The 13706-nt window shown below is 71.5% G+C and carries 17 protein-coding genes; 8 read left to right on the top strand and 9 right to left on the bottom strand.

Going from position 1 to position 13706, the window contains the following annotated elements; genetic code table 11:
• Window positions 1-90: 90 nt before the first annotated feature.
• From U9R90_RS07155 to U9R90_RS07140, 4 genes are all read right to left on the bottom strand, one after another.
• The gene (locus U9R90_RS07155) at window positions 91-870 is read right to left on the bottom strand and encodes an isocitrate lyase/phosphoenolpyruvate mutase family protein (protein WP_411055539.1); all 780 of its coding nucleotides are present in this window, start codon (window positions 868-870) and stop codon (window positions 91-93) included.
• A gap of 134 nt (window positions 871-1004) precedes the next feature.
• Window positions 1005-1838: an amino acid ABC transporter ATP-binding protein gene (locus U9R90_RS07150; protein ID WP_411057666.1), complete on the bottom strand. Its 834-nt coding sequence runs from the start codon at window positions 1836-1838 to the stop codon at window positions 1005-1007.
• 15 nt (window positions 1839-1853) lie between these two features.
• Window positions 1854-2639, bottom strand: coding sequence for an amino acid ABC transporter permease (locus U9R90_RS07145; RefSeq protein WP_411055538.1), 786 nt, complete (start codon window positions 2637-2639; stop codon window positions 1854-1856).
• 79 nt (window positions 2640-2718) lie between these two features.
• Window positions 2719-3528, bottom strand: a complete 810-nt coding sequence (locus U9R90_RS07140) for a basic amino acid ABC transporter substrate-binding protein (RefSeq protein ID WP_411055537.1) — start codon at window positions 3526-3528, stop codon at window positions 2719-2721.
• A 465-nt stretch (window positions 3529-3993) separates the two neighbouring features.
• On the opposite strand from U9R90_RS07140, the gene U9R90_RS07135 reads away from it, so the two are divergent.
• Window positions 3994-4083 (top strand): potassium-transporting ATPase subunit F, encoded by a 90-nt coding sequence (locus U9R90_RS07135; RefSeq protein ID WP_411055536.1) that lies wholly within the window; start codon window positions 3994-3996, stop codon window positions 4081-4083.
• Between the two features lie 32 nt (window positions 4084-4115).
• On the opposite strand, the gene U9R90_RS07130 is transcribed toward U9R90_RS07135, so the two are convergent.
• Both U9R90_RS07130 and U9R90_RS07125 read right to left on the bottom strand, forming a co-directional pair.
• On the bottom strand, window positions 4116-4805 hold the full coding sequence (locus tag U9R90_RS07130) for a response regulator (RefSeq protein WP_411055535.1): 690 nt from the start codon (window positions 4803-4805) through the stop codon (window positions 4116-4118).
• The gene (locus U9R90_RS07125) at window positions 4802-4984 is read right to left on the bottom strand and encodes a hypothetical protein (protein ID WP_411055534.1); all 183 of its coding nucleotides are present in this window, start codon (window positions 4982-4984) and stop codon (window positions 4802-4804) included. Before U9R90_RS07125 ends, U9R90_RS07130 begins: the two co-directional genes overlap by 4 nt.
• A 66-nt stretch (window positions 4985-5050) precedes the next feature.
• On the opposite strand from U9R90_RS07125, the gene U9R90_RS07120 reads away from it, so the two are divergent.
• The 6 genes from U9R90_RS07120 (at window position 5051) to U9R90_RS07095 (ending at window position 9225) form a co-directional block, all read left to right on the top strand.
• On the top strand, window positions 5051-5470 hold the full coding sequence (locus U9R90_RS07120; protein ID WP_411055533.1) for a hypothetical protein: 420 nt from the start codon (window positions 5051-5053) through the stop codon (window positions 5468-5470).
• Window positions 5467-6027 carry a hypothetical protein gene (locus tag U9R90_RS07115; RefSeq protein WP_411055532.1) on the top strand — a complete coding sequence of 187 codons (561 nt, stop codon included), beginning with the start codon at window positions 5467-5469 and terminating at the stop codon, window positions 6025-6027. Before U9R90_RS07120 ends, U9R90_RS07115 begins: the two co-directional genes overlap by 4 nt.
• Entirely contained in the window at window positions 6024-6812 is a 789-nt protein-coding gene (locus tag U9R90_RS07110; protein WP_411055531.1) for an ABC transporter permease, read from the top strand. Before U9R90_RS07115 ends, U9R90_RS07110 begins: the two co-directional genes overlap by 4 nt.
• Window positions 6813-6966: 154 nt before the next feature.
• Window positions 6967-7440 carry a carboxymuconolactone decarboxylase family protein gene (locus U9R90_RS07105; protein WP_411055530.1) on the top strand — a complete coding sequence of 158 codons (474 nt, stop codon included), beginning with the start codon at window positions 6967-6969 and terminating at the stop codon, window positions 7438-7440.
• 247 nt (window positions 7441-7687) lie between these two features.
• Window positions 7688-8467: an ABC transporter permease gene (locus U9R90_RS07100; RefSeq protein ID WP_411055529.1), complete on the top strand. Its 780-nt coding sequence runs from the start codon at window positions 7688-7690 to the stop codon at window positions 8465-8467.
• 92 nt (window positions 8468-8559) lie between these two features.
• Window positions 8560-9225: a PDZ domain-containing protein gene (locus U9R90_RS07095; RefSeq protein ID WP_411055528.1), complete on the top strand. Its 666-nt coding sequence runs from the start codon at window positions 8560-8562 to the stop codon at window positions 9223-9225.
• A gap of 9 nt (window positions 9226-9234) precedes the next feature.
• On the opposite strand, the gene U9R90_RS07090 is transcribed toward U9R90_RS07095, so the two are convergent.
• Window positions 9235-10002: a metallophosphoesterase gene (locus tag U9R90_RS07090; RefSeq protein WP_411055527.1), complete on the bottom strand. Its 768-nt coding sequence runs from the start codon at window positions 10000-10002 to the stop codon at window positions 9235-9237.
• Window positions 10003-10105: 103 nt separating this feature from the next.
• On the opposite strand from U9R90_RS07090, the gene U9R90_RS07085 reads away from it, so the two are divergent.
• Window positions 10106-10738, top strand: coding sequence for a LysE family translocator (locus U9R90_RS07085; protein ID WP_411055526.1), 633 nt, complete (start codon window positions 10106-10108; stop codon window positions 10736-10738).
• A gap of 65 nt (window positions 10739-10803) precedes the next feature.
• Here U9R90_RS07085 and treZ read toward each other — a convergent pair whose 3' ends face one another.
• Both treZ and U9R90_RS07075 read right to left on the bottom strand, forming a co-directional pair.
• On the bottom strand, window positions 10804-12582 hold the full coding sequence (gene treZ, locus U9R90_RS07080; protein ID WP_411055525.1) for a malto-oligosyltrehalose trehalohydrolase: 1779 nt from the start codon (window positions 12580-12582) through the stop codon (window positions 10804-10806).
• 115 nt (window positions 12583-12697) lie between these two features.
• Window positions 12698-13600 (bottom strand): GNAT family N-acetyltransferase, encoded by a 903-nt coding sequence (locus U9R90_RS07075; protein ID WP_411055524.1) that lies wholly within the window; start codon window positions 13598-13600, stop codon window positions 12698-12700.
• Window positions 13601-13706 lie beyond the last annotated feature (106 nt).

The raw sequence follows: 13706 nt of genomic DNA, 5'->3' as shown, positions 1-13706 counted from the left end.
GTGGGGGAGGCGGGGGCCGGAGCCGGTAGATTACTGGCCAGTAGGAAGCGGTGGGGCTACGGGGTGGGTAATGTTCTCAACCTGAAACTTTCACCTAGCGAAATAGTGCTGGACCTCGGTGTACGAGGGGGCGCCCGCGGGGAGCGGTCCGCCGTGTGCCACGGACCTGGCGGTCTCCACGGCCGCCTGCAGGGCCGCCCGGAACAGCAGCGAGCCGCAGCTGACGCGCCGTACGCCCAGCTCCGCGAGGGCCGCGACGGAGAGCCCGTCGGGGGAGTAGAGGATGTTCAGCGGGATGTCCAGGGCGGCGGCCAGCTCGGCGATGGCCCGCGGATCCTGGAGCCCGGGGACGAACACCCCGTCCGCGCCTGCCCGCTGGTAGGCCTCGGCCCGCGAGGACATCCGCGCCTCGTGTCCGGGGAGCCAGTGGGTGTCGGTGCGCGCGTTGACGAACAGGCCGGGGGCGGCTTCCCGTACGGCCTGGATCAGTTCGCACTGCAGGGCGGGCGCGGTCAGGGTGCCGTCCGGGCGCCCGTCCTCAAGGTTGACGCCGACGACACCGGCCTGCTGCAAGGTCGCCGCGAGCGCGCCGACGTCCTCGGGCCGGTCGCTGAAGCCGCCCTCGATGTCCACGCTGATCAGCGCTTCGCGGCGGGCGGCCAGGCCGCGGCCGAGCCGTACGGTCTCGGCGCGGGCCGCCCCAGTGGCGTCGGGCTTTCCCGCGGCCGCGGCGACGCCCAGGCTGGTGGTGCCGACCGCCCGGAACCCGGCCGCCGCCAGGGCGACGGCCGACGCGTGGTCCCAGGCGTTGGGCAGCAGCAGGGGCGCGCCCATGCGGTGCAGGGCGCGGAACTCTTCGCTGGGGGTCACTGGCCGATTCCTCCCGGACGCGTACGTGGACGACGCCGGGGCCGGAGCGGAGCGCGCCGGCGGTGACGTCTGCCACGACCGTACGGCGGTGACGCTTCGGCCCTGACCGAAGTGTCACCCTCGCGAGACAGCCCCTACCGGTCCACGCGCTTCTCGTGGGGTCCGGTGTCCGCGACCTCGCCGACCTCGGCCGCCGCCGGGTCGAGTACGCGGGCCAGGAAGGTGCGGGTCCGCTCGTGCTGGGGGTCGCCGACCACCCGCTCGGGGCTGCCCTGTTCGACGATGATGCCGCCGTCCATGAAGACCACGCGGTCGGCGACCTCGCGGGCGAAGCTCATCTCATGGGTGACGACCAGCATCGTCATACCCTCCTGCGCGAGGGAGCGCATCACGGCCAGTACGTCACCGACCAGCTCCGGGTCCAGGGCCGAGGTGGGCTCGTCGAAGAGCATCAACTCGGGGTCCATGGACAGCGCGCGGGCGATGGCGACCCGCTGCTGCTGGCCGCCGGAGAGCTGCGCGGGGTAGGCGGCCTCCTTCTCGCTCAGGCCGACGCGCTGAAGGTTCTGCCGGGCGATCCGGTTCGCCTCCTGCTTGCTGCGCCGCAGCACCCGGCGTTGGGCGATGGTGAGGTTCTCCAGGGCGGTGAGGTGCGGGAAGAGGTTGAAGGACTGGAAGACCATGCCGATACGGCGGCGTACCCGGTCGATGTCCACATCCGGGTCGGTGACCTCCGTACCGGCCACGGTGACCGAGCCCGCTGTCGGCTCCTCAAGGAGGTTGACGCAGCGCAGCAGGGTCGACTTGCCGGACCCGGAGGGGCCGATGACGCAGACCACCTCGCCCCGCTCGACCGAGAAGTCGATGCCCTTGAGTACCTCCAGGTCACCGAAGGACTTGTGCAGCTCGCGGACCTCGATCGCCTTCCCGGCGGGCTCGGGCGGGTCAGGGGTCTGGTCGGCCTTCACGGTGTTCACCTGGCGTCACCTGGCTTTCGCGGTACGGGCCTCGAGCCGCCGCACCAGATGGCCGAGCGGGAGGGTGATGACGAGATACAGCAGTCCGGCGATCAGGATCGGGGTGAGGCTCTTGTGCTCGTTGAGCGCGTCCCGGCCGAAGTTGGCCAGCTCGAACTGGCCGAGCGAGAGGCCGAGCAGATAGACCAGCGAGGAGTCCTTGGTGAGCAGGATCAACTCGTTGGTCAGCGGCGGCAGGACGATCCGGAAGGCCTGCGGCATCACGATCGAGACCATGGCACGGCCTGGCGACATCCCGAGCGAACGGGCCGCCTCCAGCTGGCCCTTGGGGACCGCCTGAATGCCCGCGCGGATCGTCTCCGCCATGTACGCGGCGCCGACCAGGCCGAGCGACAGCATCACGGTCACGTTCATGTCGAGGGCGATCTCGAAGGCCAGCGGGACACCGAAACCCAGCGAGATGAACACCAGCAGGGCCGGGATGCCGCGGAAGAACTCGATGTACGCGATGGCCAGCCAGCGGTACGGAGGCACCGACGACAGCCGCATCATGGCCAGCACGAGGCCGAGCCCCAGGCCGAAGCCGAAGCCGAGCACGGCGTAGAAGGCCGTGTTGACCAGCGCGGTGGTGATGATCTCGGGGAACAGGGCCTTGGCGACGTCTATGTCGAAGAACGCCTCGCGCAGCGTCCCCCAGTCGGCCACCAGGGCGAACACAACGAGCGCGGCGACCAGCACGGCGTACTGCACACCGCGGAACAGCCGGGCCCGCTGTCGTCGGGACAGGGACATACGTGCAGAACTCCTCTGCTGGTTACGGAAGGTCCCAGAGCCCTCCGCCGGGGGGCGGGGGCCTGGGCGCCTGGCAGGGTCAGCTCTGCGGTGTGGTGCCGAACCACTTCTTGTAGATGGCGTCGTAACGCCCGTCGTCCTTGGCCTTCTTGAGGACCTCGTTGACCTTCTTGCGCAGCGGGTCGTTGCCCTCGCGGAAGCCGATGCCGTACTCCTCGCCGGTGTCGAACTCGGCGGTCACCTCGGTGTCCGGGTTCTGCTTGACGTACTCGAAGAGCACGCCGTTGTCGTTGATGCCGGCATCCACCCCGCCCGACTTCACGGCCGTGAGGAGCAGGCCGACGTCCTCGAACTCCTTGAGCTCGACGCCGTCACCGTTCTCCTTGGCGTAGATGCCGCCGGTGGTGGCCTTCTGGTAGCCGAGCTTCTTGCCCTTGAGGTCGGCGATCGTCTTGTACGGCTTGCCCTTCTTGGTGATCAGCGCCTGGGTGGCGTTGAAGTAGGGGTCCGAGAAGTCCATGACCTTGTCGCGGTCCTCGGTGATGGTCATGCCCGCGGCCGCCAGATCACACTTGCGGATCTTGAAGTCCTGGCCGGTCTCGATCCCCTCGAAGGGGGTGTTGACGATCTCCTGCTTGACCTTGAGCTCCTTGGCGACCAGGTCGACCAGGTCCACGTCGAAGCCGACGATCTTGCCGTCCTTCTTCGACTGGAACGGTGGGTAGGGCAGATGCGTGCAGGTCTTGAGCTTGCCGGAGGAGACGAGCTCGATCGACGAGCCCTTGTCTCCGCCGCTGTCACCGTCGGACTTGGTGCTGGTGCATCCGGCGGCGAGAAGGCCGGCAGCCGCGACCATCGCTATGACGGGCATCGAGGAACGAGCGGACACAAGACCTCCAGGGCAGACGAGATCAACGGCGGCCGATCAACGGCGGACCGTGATCAAAAACGCCGGGTGGTGCGCGAGTTGCGATGCATCCTGCCACTGGGCAGGGTCGCTGTCTCCGCCGCGTGGATTGCGTATGGGTAACGTCCTTGATCGGTTCCGATCCGTCTCGATTCGCCGACTGTGTAGCCGTACGGTCGCGTTGGGTGACGTTTGTGCGGGCCGGTTGGACGAGCGTCAGGAAGGCGTCAAGGACGCGTCAAGGCGGTGTGTGGTGCCGTAAGGGAGGCGTCAACGCCGGACTCACGGGGCCGGATGAGGGGTTTGCTCTAACAGGGCCTCCAAAGAGGAGGCCGGATGACCCCTCCGTCTCACTCAGGAGCTCACGATGGCCGATGTGGCCTTCGTCGTCACCACGATCGCGATCTTCGCCCTGGTGGCACTCATTGCCAAGGGGGTGGCACGGCTGTGACCGCCGAGATCATCGTCGGCCTCGCCGTCGCCGCGGCCCTGCTTGGCTACGTCGTACTCGCCCTGGTGTATCCGGAGCGCTTCTAGGCGACCTCGGGGCGTGATCAAGCCCCCCCTATTCATGTGCCTCGGGGCACGACCAGGCCCGACTCGTACGCCGCCACCACCGCCTGGGTACGGTCGCGCAGCCCCAGCTTGCCCAGGACGCGGCTCACATGGGTCTTCACGGTCTCCTCGCCCACGTACAGCCGGGCGGCGATCTCCGGATTGGACAGCCCGTCGGCGACCAGCCGCAGCACCTGCGTCTCCCGTGGGGTCAACGCGGCGAGCCGGGCCGCGGGACGGGCCGACGGGGTCGGCCGCTGCCGGGCGAACTCCGCGATCAGCCGACGGGTCACGGTCGGCGCGAGCAGCGCCTCACCCGCCGCCACCACCCGTACGGCGTCGAAGAGGCGCTCCGCCGTCACGTCCTTGAGCAGGAACCCGCCCGCCCCCGCGGCGAGCGCGTCATAGACGTGCTCGTCGAGGTCGAAGGTCGTGAGGATCAGCACCCGGGTGCCAGGGCCGGTCCCGGCCCGCGCGGTGATCCGCTCGGTGGCCTCGATCCCGTCCATCACCGGCATCCGTACGTCCATCAGGACCAGGTCGGCCCGTAGCTCCGCGCAGACGTCGATCGCCTCCGCGCCGTTCCCGGCCGTGCCGACGACGGTGAAGTCCGGCTGGGTGCCCAGGAGTTCGGCGAAGCCGACCCGTACGACCTGGTGGTCGTCGGCGACGACGATACGCAGCGGCGCGGAACCGGCGCTCATCCGGCCGCCTCCCGCGCCGGGCACGGCAGGCGCGCCTCGACCAGGAAGCCGCCGCCGCGCGCGGGTCCTGTGCGCAGGGTGCCGCCGACCATCGCGGCGCGCTCACGCATGCCGAGCAGACCGTGGCCGCCGTCCTTCGCCGGCGATGGCGGGTGGGGACCGTTGTCGCGTACGCGCATGGACCTGACTGGGGACTCCGTGGAGTTCGCCGGGGCCTGGGCGGACGCTTCCGAGAGCGAGGCGTGATGACCACCGAGACGTGCGTGCCGTCCTATCGCTCCTCGCTCGCGCCCAACGCACGCGACGGCTTTGGTCAGTTGCTGCTCGCCGAGTGGACCAAGCTGCGGACCGTGGGCCGCTGGCGGCTCACCCTGCTGGCCGCTGTCGTGCTGGCCGTCCTGATCTCCGTGAAGGCGGCGTCGGGCGGAAGCGGCCCCGCCAACGAGGGAGGCGACGGCGAGGGACCGGCCCCGACCGGCCCCGGCGGTGGGGGACCGGCCCCGACCGGCCCCGACGGGCGCGTCATCCGTGACGACTTCCACTTCGTGCACCAGACGCTCACCGGCGACGGCGGCATCACCGCCCGGGTGTCCGGGCTCACCGGGGAGCGGCCGGACGAGAACCCCGCGCCCTGTTCATCACCGCCGAGTACCGGCGCGGCATGATCCGCACCACCCTGGCCGCCAGCCCGCGCCGCGCGCGGGTGCTGCTCGCCAAGGCCGTGGTGATCGGCGCCGCCGCGTTCGCCGCCGGGCTGGTCGCGGCGGTCGGCTCCTTCCTGCTCGTCCAGCCGATCCTGCGGGACAACCGGCCCGAGCTGTCGGGCTTCCCCGAACTGGCGCTCACGGAAGGACCCGTGCTGCGCGCCCTGCTCGGCACCGCCGCGCTGTTCGCACTGATCGCCGTACTGGCACTGGGGCTTGGGGCACTGCTGCGGCGTACCGCCGCCGCGGTCACCGCGGTCGTCGTGGTGACCGTACTGCCGCTGATCCTGGTCAGCCTGCTGCCGCTCGGTCTGTCCCAGGGCCTCCAACGGCTCACACCCGTCGCGGGGTTCGCCATCCAGGAGACGCTGCCGCGCTACGACCAGGTGGCGAGCCTGTGCCTGCCGGAGGACGGCTGCTATCCGCAGGGGCCCTGGATCGGCCTCGCCACACTCGTCGCCTACGTCGCTGTGGTGCTCGGGCTCGCGGCGTGGCGGCTGCGGCGGAGGGACGCGTGACGGCCGCAGGGCACGGGGAGTGGACCAAGCTCCGTACGCTGCCCAGCACTTGGTGGCTTCTGCTGGCCGTCGTCGCGCTCACCGTCGGAGCGAGCGCGGCCGCCGTCGGGGCGCTGTCCACGGGGGAGTGCCCGTCCCCCGCCCAGTGCCACGAGGACACCGTCAAGGTCAGTCTCACCGGGGCGTGGCTCGGCCAGGCCGCGGTCACCGTCCTCGCGGTGCTCTCCATCACCGGCGAGTACGGCACCGGCACCATCCGTACGACCCTGACCGCGCTGCCCGGCAGGCTGCGGCTGCTGGCCGCGAAGGCCGCCGTGCTGGCCGCGCTGACCGCCGCCGCGGCGAGCGTTGGCGTGCTCGGCTCGCTGCTCGCCGGGCGTCTGCTGCTCCCCGCGGGCGGGTTCACCGCCGAGAACGGCTACCCGCCGCTCAGCCTGACCGACGGTCCGACGCTGCGCGCCGCCGCGGGCACGGTCCTCTACCTCACCCTGGTCGCGCTGCTCAGCCTGGGCGTGGCCACCGCCCTGCGCGACACGGCCGCGTCGGTCACCGCCGTACTGGGCCTGCTCTACGCGTACCCCCTGCTCACCCGGATGTTCGCCGACGAACGGTGGTTCGAGCGCCTGGACCGGATCGGCCCGACGACGGCCGGTCTGGCCATCCAGGCAACCCGCGACCTTCACCGACTGCCCATCGGCCCCTGGGCGGGCCTCGCGGTACTCGCCGGGTACGCGGCGGGGGCGCTGGTCCTTGGCGGGGTGGCGCTCAAGGGGCGGGACGCGTAAGGGCGTTGGTGCGGCAGGGCGTTCGCGCGGCAGGACGTCGGTACGGCGGGGCGTCGGTGCGCCAGGGAGACGCACGTCACATCCACTCCTGTCACATCTTGGCGGGCCGATTTGTCAGAGAGGTAGAGGCATCCACAACGGCAAGGAGTTCACGATGGAAGCGCGCTTGAACCTCTTCGGCAACCAGGTCGCCACCAAGGCCGGGAAGCACATCAACGCGGCGGGCAAGGCGGTCACGGACTCTACGCTCCCGGCCGCCACGCAGGAGCTGGTGAAGATCCGCGCCAGCCAGATCAACGGCTGCGGCTTCTGCACCGACATGCACACCAAGGACGCCACGGAGGCCGGCGAGACCCCCATCCGCCTCAACCTGGTCGCGGCCTGGCGGGAGGCCAAGGTGTTCACCGACGCCGAGCGTGCCGCGCTGGAGCTGACGGAGCAGGGCACCCGGATCGCCGACGCGGCCGGTGGCGTCTCGGACGAGGCCTGGGTGAACGCCGCCAAGCACTACGACGAGGAACAGCTCGGCGCCCTGGTGACGCTGATTGCCCTCATCAACGCCTACAACCGGATGAACGTCATCGTCCAGCAGCCCGCGGGCGACTACCAGCCCGGCCAGTTCGGGTAACGCGAACGACTCGGGTAACGCGAACGAGGAGCAGAGGAGCGCCTGGCCGGGGCGCGGGGTGATCAGGTCCTAGGGGGCGTCTCTCCGATCTTCGCGGATCAGCCTGCGGCGTCTGGTGCGGTGCATCGGCGTGCGGCCGGATCGCCCTCGTACTGGACGTACTTGGGTGATTCGGCCGTGCGTCGAGGTGCCGTGCCAGGCGTCGCGGGCCCGCGAAGATCGGGGAGACGCCCCCTAGGGTTGCCGCGTGCCCCCGCTCGCCGCTCCCGCGCTCCTGCCCGTCAACGCCACGCTGGGGGCGGTGCTCGCCGTCCTCCTCGCGCTGGCCGCCGCGGTGGCGGCCTTCGCCAGGCTCGCGCCCGACGCGGGCCGTGGCCGGGCATGGGAGATCGTCTCCGCGGGGGTGCGGGCCGCCGTCCAACTGGCCGCGGTATCGCTCCTCATCGGGTGGGTGATGGACTCGGTGCCCCGGGTGCTCGGCTTTGTCGCCCTGATGTACGCGGTGGCCGTACGGACCGCGGGCCGCCGTGTCACCGCCAACGGCACCTGGTGGTGGACGGCGCTGCCGATCGCCGCGGGCGTGGCACCCGTGGTGACCGCCCTGCTCCTCACCGGCCTTGTCCCGGTGAAGGGCGTCGCCCTGATCCCGGTCACCGGCATCCTCATCGGCGGAGCACTCACGGCGACCGTGCTCGGCGGCCGCCGGGCCCTGGACGAACTGCGCACCCGCCACGGCGAGGTGGAGGCCGGTATGGCCCTGGGCCTGTCCGACTCCGACGCACGCCTGGAGATCGCCCGCCCGGCCGCGTCCGACGCCCTGCTGCCCGGCCTCGACCAGACCCGCACGGTGGGTCTGGTCACGTTGCCCGGCGCCTTCGTCGGGATGCTGCTCGGCGGGGCGTCACCGGTGCAGGCGGGTGCGGTCCAGCTGTTCGTGCTGATCGCACTCGTCGCGGTGCAGGCGGTGGCGGTCGCGGTGGTGCTCGAACTGGTGGCGCGGGGGCGGTTGCACCGGGAGGAGGGCTAACCCGTCTCGTACGGGTGTGCCCTCCTGCCGTCACCCTTCCGGGAATCGTTCCGCTCTGTCCCGCCGGGTAGAGGACTCGGCGGAGGTCAGCCATGGAAGAGACAGCGTTGCGCCCCAAGCCGATGCCCGGTGCCGGGGCGGGAGCCGGGGACGGGGACGGGGCTCCGACCGGGCCCCGGAGTGGTCGTCGGCCGCACGCGGCGCACCGTCGCGGGAGGCGGCTGCTGACCGCTGTCTTCGGTGTCGTGGCCGTAGTCGTCCTGGTGCTGACGGGTGTCGGACTCGGCACCGTGGGCGCCACGGTCATCGGCATGAGCAAGCTCGCGGATCTGAAGGAGCAGATGGGTGAGGGGCCTTCGCCGGAGGGGCCTCCGGCAGGTGCACCGGAAGCCCCGGCCGAGCCGGACGGGAAGCCACGGCCGTCGCAGCCGGAACCGCAGGGCGGGCAGCGCGCCACAGCGCCGGGCACGACCGCCCCTGACCGGCCCGCGCGGGGCACGCTCGGCGTCGAGGCGGTGGACGCCGCCCAAGGCGCGGGGGCGCTGCTCGTAGGCGTGCACATCCCGGGTCCGGGATACGGCGCGGGACTGGTCCGCGGGGATGTGCTGCTCGCGTTCGGCGGGCGCCCGGTCCGTACGGCGGCGGAGCTCGCGGCCGTGGTGGCGGCGGCGCGTCCCGGCAAGGCGGTGACGGTGACGGTGCGGCACGAGGACGGTGCGCGGCAGTCGCTGTCGGTCACGCCGGGTGTCGTGACCTGAAGGGAGGGGTCACGACGCCGGCACCGTGCGGTAGTGCGTCGTCAACCGGCCCGCGTCGTCCAGCACATGGAAGGCGAGCCCCGGATCGGCCTCGCGGTCCGCGATCTGCTCCCCCTCCCACGGCAGCCGCAGCGTCCAGGTCACCCCGGGCCCGACGACCAGCGGCCGCCCGGCGAAGGTGGTGGCGGCGGGCGTGTGGGCGTGCCCGGTGATCAGCGCCGCGATCTCCGGGCGGCGGTCGAGCAGGGCGGCCAGCCGCTCCGGCTCCTGGAGTTGGTACTTGTCCGGGAGTGGGTGGTGCAGGGCGACCGGCGGGTGGTGGAAGGCGAGCAGCACCGGTACACCGCCGCCCAGGCCGTCGAGGGCGGTCTCGATCCAGGCGTACGTGGCGCTGTCGAGCAGCCCTTCGTCCTGGCCCGGAATGCTGGAGTCGCACATCAGGATCGCGGCGCCGCCCACGCGGTGGACGCTGTTCACGGGCGCATCGAGGGCTTCGGGCCCGGGCGCGGACCCGTGCTCGCCGAGCAGTGCCTTGCGGTAGGGCCCCCTGCGGTCGTGGTTGCCGGGGCAGTGCAGCACCGGGAACGGCGCGTCGAGTATGCGCGCCGCCTCCTCGTACTCCGCCTCGGCGCCGTGGTCCGCGATGTCCCCGGTGACCAACAGCGCGTCCACGCGCGTGGGCAGGCTCCGGAGCCGGTCCATGACGCGCTCGGCGCGTTCGGTCCCACGGGCGGTCCCGTCGAGATGAAGGTCACTGATCTGGGCCAGCACGAGCATGGCGACACCCCTAAGGTCTAATGGTTGAGTTCCATCTAAGCATTAGATCATCGGGGCGAAAACCCCTGGCCCCAGCTGTCACCCGGCGCGCATGATGGGCCGCATGCTGAGCACCCTCATCGCCTTCCTCGGCGCCTGTCTGCTGATCGCCGCGTCGCCAGGCCCGAGCACCATCCTGATCATCAAGAACTCGCTGCGGAGCAAGCGCTCCGGCTTCTGCACCGTGCTCGGCAACGAGACCGGCGTGTTCGTCTGGGGTGTGTTCGCGGCCTTCGGGCTGACCGCGCTGCTGGCCGCCTCGCAGTTCGCGTACGACGTGATGCGCATCGTGGGCGCCGTGGTGCTGGTGGTCTTCGGCGTCCAGACGCTGTGGCAGGCACGGCGCGCCAAGCGGGGCGAAGGCGAGGGCCCCGAAGCGGGCTGGCAGGCGCCGGTGCGCTCCGGCTGGGCCTCCTACCGCGGCGGGCTGCTGCTGAACCTGGCCAACCCCAAGGCCGCGATCTTCGCCATATCCTTCCTGCCGCAGTTCGTGCCCGCCGGTGCCCCGCAGCTCCCGACGATGGTCGCCCTCGCCGCGATCTGGGCGGTGTTCGAGGTCGGGTACTACAGCGCGTACGTCTGGTTCGTCGCCCGGCTGCGGGGCGTCCTGTCGCGGGCGGCGATCCGGCGCAGGCTGGAGCAGGTCTCGGGCACGGTCCTGGTGGCACTCGGCGCCCGGCTGGCCCTGGAGGGCTGAGCCCCCGGCCGGTATCCCCGTACGGGCTTGTCAGACAGGCCTTGGGAGACTGGGAGACTGGGAGGCTAGGAGTTGGCGGGCGCGAGCAGCACGCAGGACTCGCCCGGCACGGTCAGCCGCCCGTCCGCGCCCGGCGCCTCGACCGGCTCCCACGCGGCGAGCACCCGCGCGGCCCCGCCCTGCAGCGGGATCTCGGCCGGTTCCTTCGACAGGTTGACGGCGATCCGCAGATCACCGCGCCGGAACGCGAACCAGCGCGCCGACTCGCTGTAGGCGCTACGGACCGCCGCCAGGTCCGGGTCCAGGAGGTCCGGCTGGGTGCGGCGCAGGGCGATCAGCTCACGGTGCCAGGCCAGCAGGCGCGCGTGCGGCTCGCGCTCCGGCTCGCTCCAGTCGAGGCAGGAGCGGTCGCGGGTCGCCGGGTCCTGAGGATCGGGAAAGTGTTCGATATTCCCCTGGCGGGGCGTGGCGCCCTCCGCCCACCCGTGCGCAGCGAACTCCCGTCTGCGGCCCTGTCGTACGGCCTCGGCCAGCTCCGGGTCCGTATGGTCCGTGAAGAACTGCCACGGCGTGCGGGCCCCCCACTCCTCGCCCATGAACAGCATGGGCGTGAACGGCGCGGTCAGCGTCAGCGCGGCGGCGCAGGCCAGCAGGCCCGGCGAGAGCGTCGCCGAGAGCCGGTCGCCCAGGGCGCGGTTGCCGATCTGGTCATGGCTCTGGGCGTATCCGACCAGGCGGTACGCGGGTGTGGTCGCGCGGTCCACCGGGCGGCCGTGCCCGCGGCCGCGGAACGACGAGTACGTACCGTCGTGGAAGAAGCCGTGGCCGAGCGTCTTGGCGAGCGCGGCCAGCGGCGCCCGCGCGAAGTCCTCGTAGTAGCCCTGGGACTCACCGGTCAGCGCGGTGTGCAGGGCGTGGTGGAAGTCGTCGTTCCACTGGGCGTGCAGCCCGAGGCCGCCCGCAGCACGCGGGGTGATGACCCGGGGGTCGCACAGGTCGGACTCGCCGACCAGGAACAGCGGGCGGCCGACCTCGTCGCCCAGCGCGTCCACCGCGGCCGACAGCTCCTCCAGGAAGTGCCGTGCGCGGGTGTCGCGCAGCGCGTGTACGGCGTCAAGCCGCAGCCCGTCCACCCGGTAGTCCCGCAGCCAGGACAGCGCACTGCCGACGAGATACGCGCGGACCTCGTCCGACCCCGGGGCGTCGAGGTTGACGGCGGCGCCCCAGGGGGTCTGGTGGGTGTCGGTGAAGTACGGACCGAAGGCCGGGAGATGGTTGCCGGACGGACCGAGGTGGTTGTGCACCACATCGAGGACCACACCCAGGCCCAGCTCATGCGCCCGGTCGACAAAGCGCTTCAGCGCCTCAGGGCCGCCGTACGGCTCGTGCACCGCCCACAGCGACACCCCCTCGTACCCCCAGCCGTGCCGACCGGGGAAGGGGCACAGCGGCATCAGCTCGACATGGGTGACGCCCAGCTCGGCGAGGTGACCGAGCCGTTCGGCCGCCGCGTCCAGAGTGCCTTCGGGGGTGTACGTCCCGATGTGCAGTTCGTACAGCACCGCGTCCCGCACCCCGCGCCCGGCCCACTCGGCGCGCCAGTCGTAGCGGTCGTGGTCGACGACGGCACTGAGGCCGTCAGGCCCGTCCGGCTGCCGTGCCGAGCGCGGGTCGGGGTGTACCGGCCCGTCGTCCAGTACGAAGCCATACCGCGCCCCATCGGCCGCCTCAGCCTCGCCCGCCCACCAGCCGGGACGGTCCGGATCGCGCTCCAACGCCCGTGCGTGGCCCTCCAGCTGGAGCGCGACCCGGTCTGCCTGTGGTGCCCACACCTCGAACCGCATCGACGGTTCCCCCTCGTCCCCTAGACCCCATGTCTGCTTGCCCCCACTTCTGCGTCCATCGTGCTGGAGAAGTGATCGACGTGCTGGGGAATCGGACGAGATCGATCAAGTAAATTCAGATCAGGTCGATGCGCTTCTGGACGACCGGATATCCGGCCTTGGCGAAGTTCGCCAGCATCGGGAAGTTCCCGTCGTCCGTCGCCGCGACGATGCGCGTCACGCCCCGCTCCACGAGGAAGTGCGTGGACTCGACCACCAGGTCGTACGCGTACCCGTGCCCCCGCTGCTCGGGCACCACCCCGATGTACCCGGCCGCGTGACCGGACGGGACACGGCACGGCAGGTGCAGCCCGACCAGCTCGCCACCCGGCGTGAAGGCCAACTGCGGCCAGGCCTCGGGGCACCAGCGGATGAAGTCCAGGTCCTCCTGGGCGGCCTTGTCCAGACCGTGCTCGGCGGTGGCGTGCAGCGCGTGCGCGTCCAGGGTTGCCGAACTGATCCTGCGCAGGACGTCCAGGAGCACCTGGTCGTCCTGCTCCTCGCGGAAGACCAGCCGCCCCGGGCGCTCCGGCAGGCCCTGCCCGGGTGTCCACTCGTAGCGGCAGCGCTCGGCCAGGACGCGCTTGCCCGCGGCCTCGGCCGCCGCGACCCGCGCCTCGCCCGCCGCCAGGGTCGCGGGGTGCTCGCGCCAGTCGGGCGGCAGGATCAGCTCGTACTCGACGTCGAACGGCGCCCGGCGCAGCAGTTCGGTACCGGCCTCCTGCTCGCCGTCGGCGAAGTCGAACCAGTTGATGTTGACCGGGGTGGTGTCGTCGGGCCCGCCCCACCACGCGCCGCGTGCCACGACCTTGCCGTCGCGCAGCGCCAGATAGGTCCACTCGGGACGGTAGTCGCCGCCCTCGGCGACGGTGCGGTACTCGATGCCGGTGACGACCCGACCGACCAGGCCGGGGTCGGCGAGGGTGTGGAAGAGATGTGCGTCGCTCTCGGTGAGCGCGCGGATGACCAGCTCGGTCATGGAAGAGATCCTCCGGAAGGCTTGGTGCGCTCCCGGTCAGGCCTGGGACCTGGGACTCAGACCCGGAACTCAGGCCTGGGACGCCGCACGGATGAGACGGGAGCGC

Origin of the sequence: Streptomyces sp. E11-3, assembly GCF_046540415.1 — a bacterium.
In the GTDB taxonomy this organism is placed as follows: domain Bacteria; phylum Actinomycetota; class Actinomycetes; order Streptomycetales; family Streptomycetaceae; genus Streptomyces.
The sequence above is the reverse complement of the archived record's forward strand: the minus strand, read 5'-3'. Positions and strand labels throughout refer to the sequence as shown.

Bases quoted from the DNA above. Each gene is read 5' to 3' on its own strand.
- U9R90_RS07145 (WP_411055538.1), bottom strand. From the start codon at position 2,639: ATGTCCCTGTCCCGACGACAGCGGGCCCGGCTGTTCCGCGGTGTGCAG.
- U9R90_RS07130 (WP_411055535.1), bottom strand. From the start codon at position 4,805: ATGAGCGCCGGTTCCGCGCCGCTGCGTATCGTCGTCGCCGACGACCAC.
- U9R90_RS07125 (WP_411055534.1), bottom strand. From the start codon at position 4,984: ATGCGCGTACGCGACAACGGTCCCCACCCGCCATCGCCGGCGAAGGAC.
- U9R90_RS07120 (WP_411055533.1), top strand. From the start codon at position 5,051: ATGACCACCGAGACGTGCGTGCCGTCCTATCGCTCCTCGCTCGCGCCC.
- U9R90_RS07115 (WP_411055532.1), top strand. From the start codon at position 5,467: ATGATCCGCACCACCCTGGCCGCCAGCCCGCGCCGCGCGCGGGTGCTG.
- U9R90_RS07105 (WP_411055530.1), top strand. From the start codon at position 6,967: ATGGAAGCGCGCTTGAACCTCTTCGGCAACCAGGTCGCCACCAAGGCC.
- U9R90_RS07095 (WP_411055528.1), top strand. From the start codon at position 8,560: ATGGAAGAGACAGCGTTGCGCCCCAAGCCGATGCCCGGTGCCGGGGCG.
- U9R90_RS07090 (WP_411055527.1), bottom strand. From the start codon at position 10,002: ATGCTCGTGCTGGCCCAGATCAGTGACCTTCATCTCGACGGGACCGCC.
- U9R90_RS07085 (WP_411055526.1), top strand. From the start codon at position 10,106: ATGCTGAGCACCCTCATCGCCTTCCTCGGCGCCTGTCTGCTGATCGCC.
- treZ (WP_411055525.1), bottom strand. From the start codon at position 12,582: ATGCGGTTCGAGGTGTGGGCACCACAGGCAGACCGGGTCGCGCTCCAG.
- U9R90_RS07075 (WP_411055524.1), bottom strand. From the start codon at position 13,600: ATGACCGAGCTGGTCATCCGCGCGCTCACCGAGAGCGACGCACATCTC.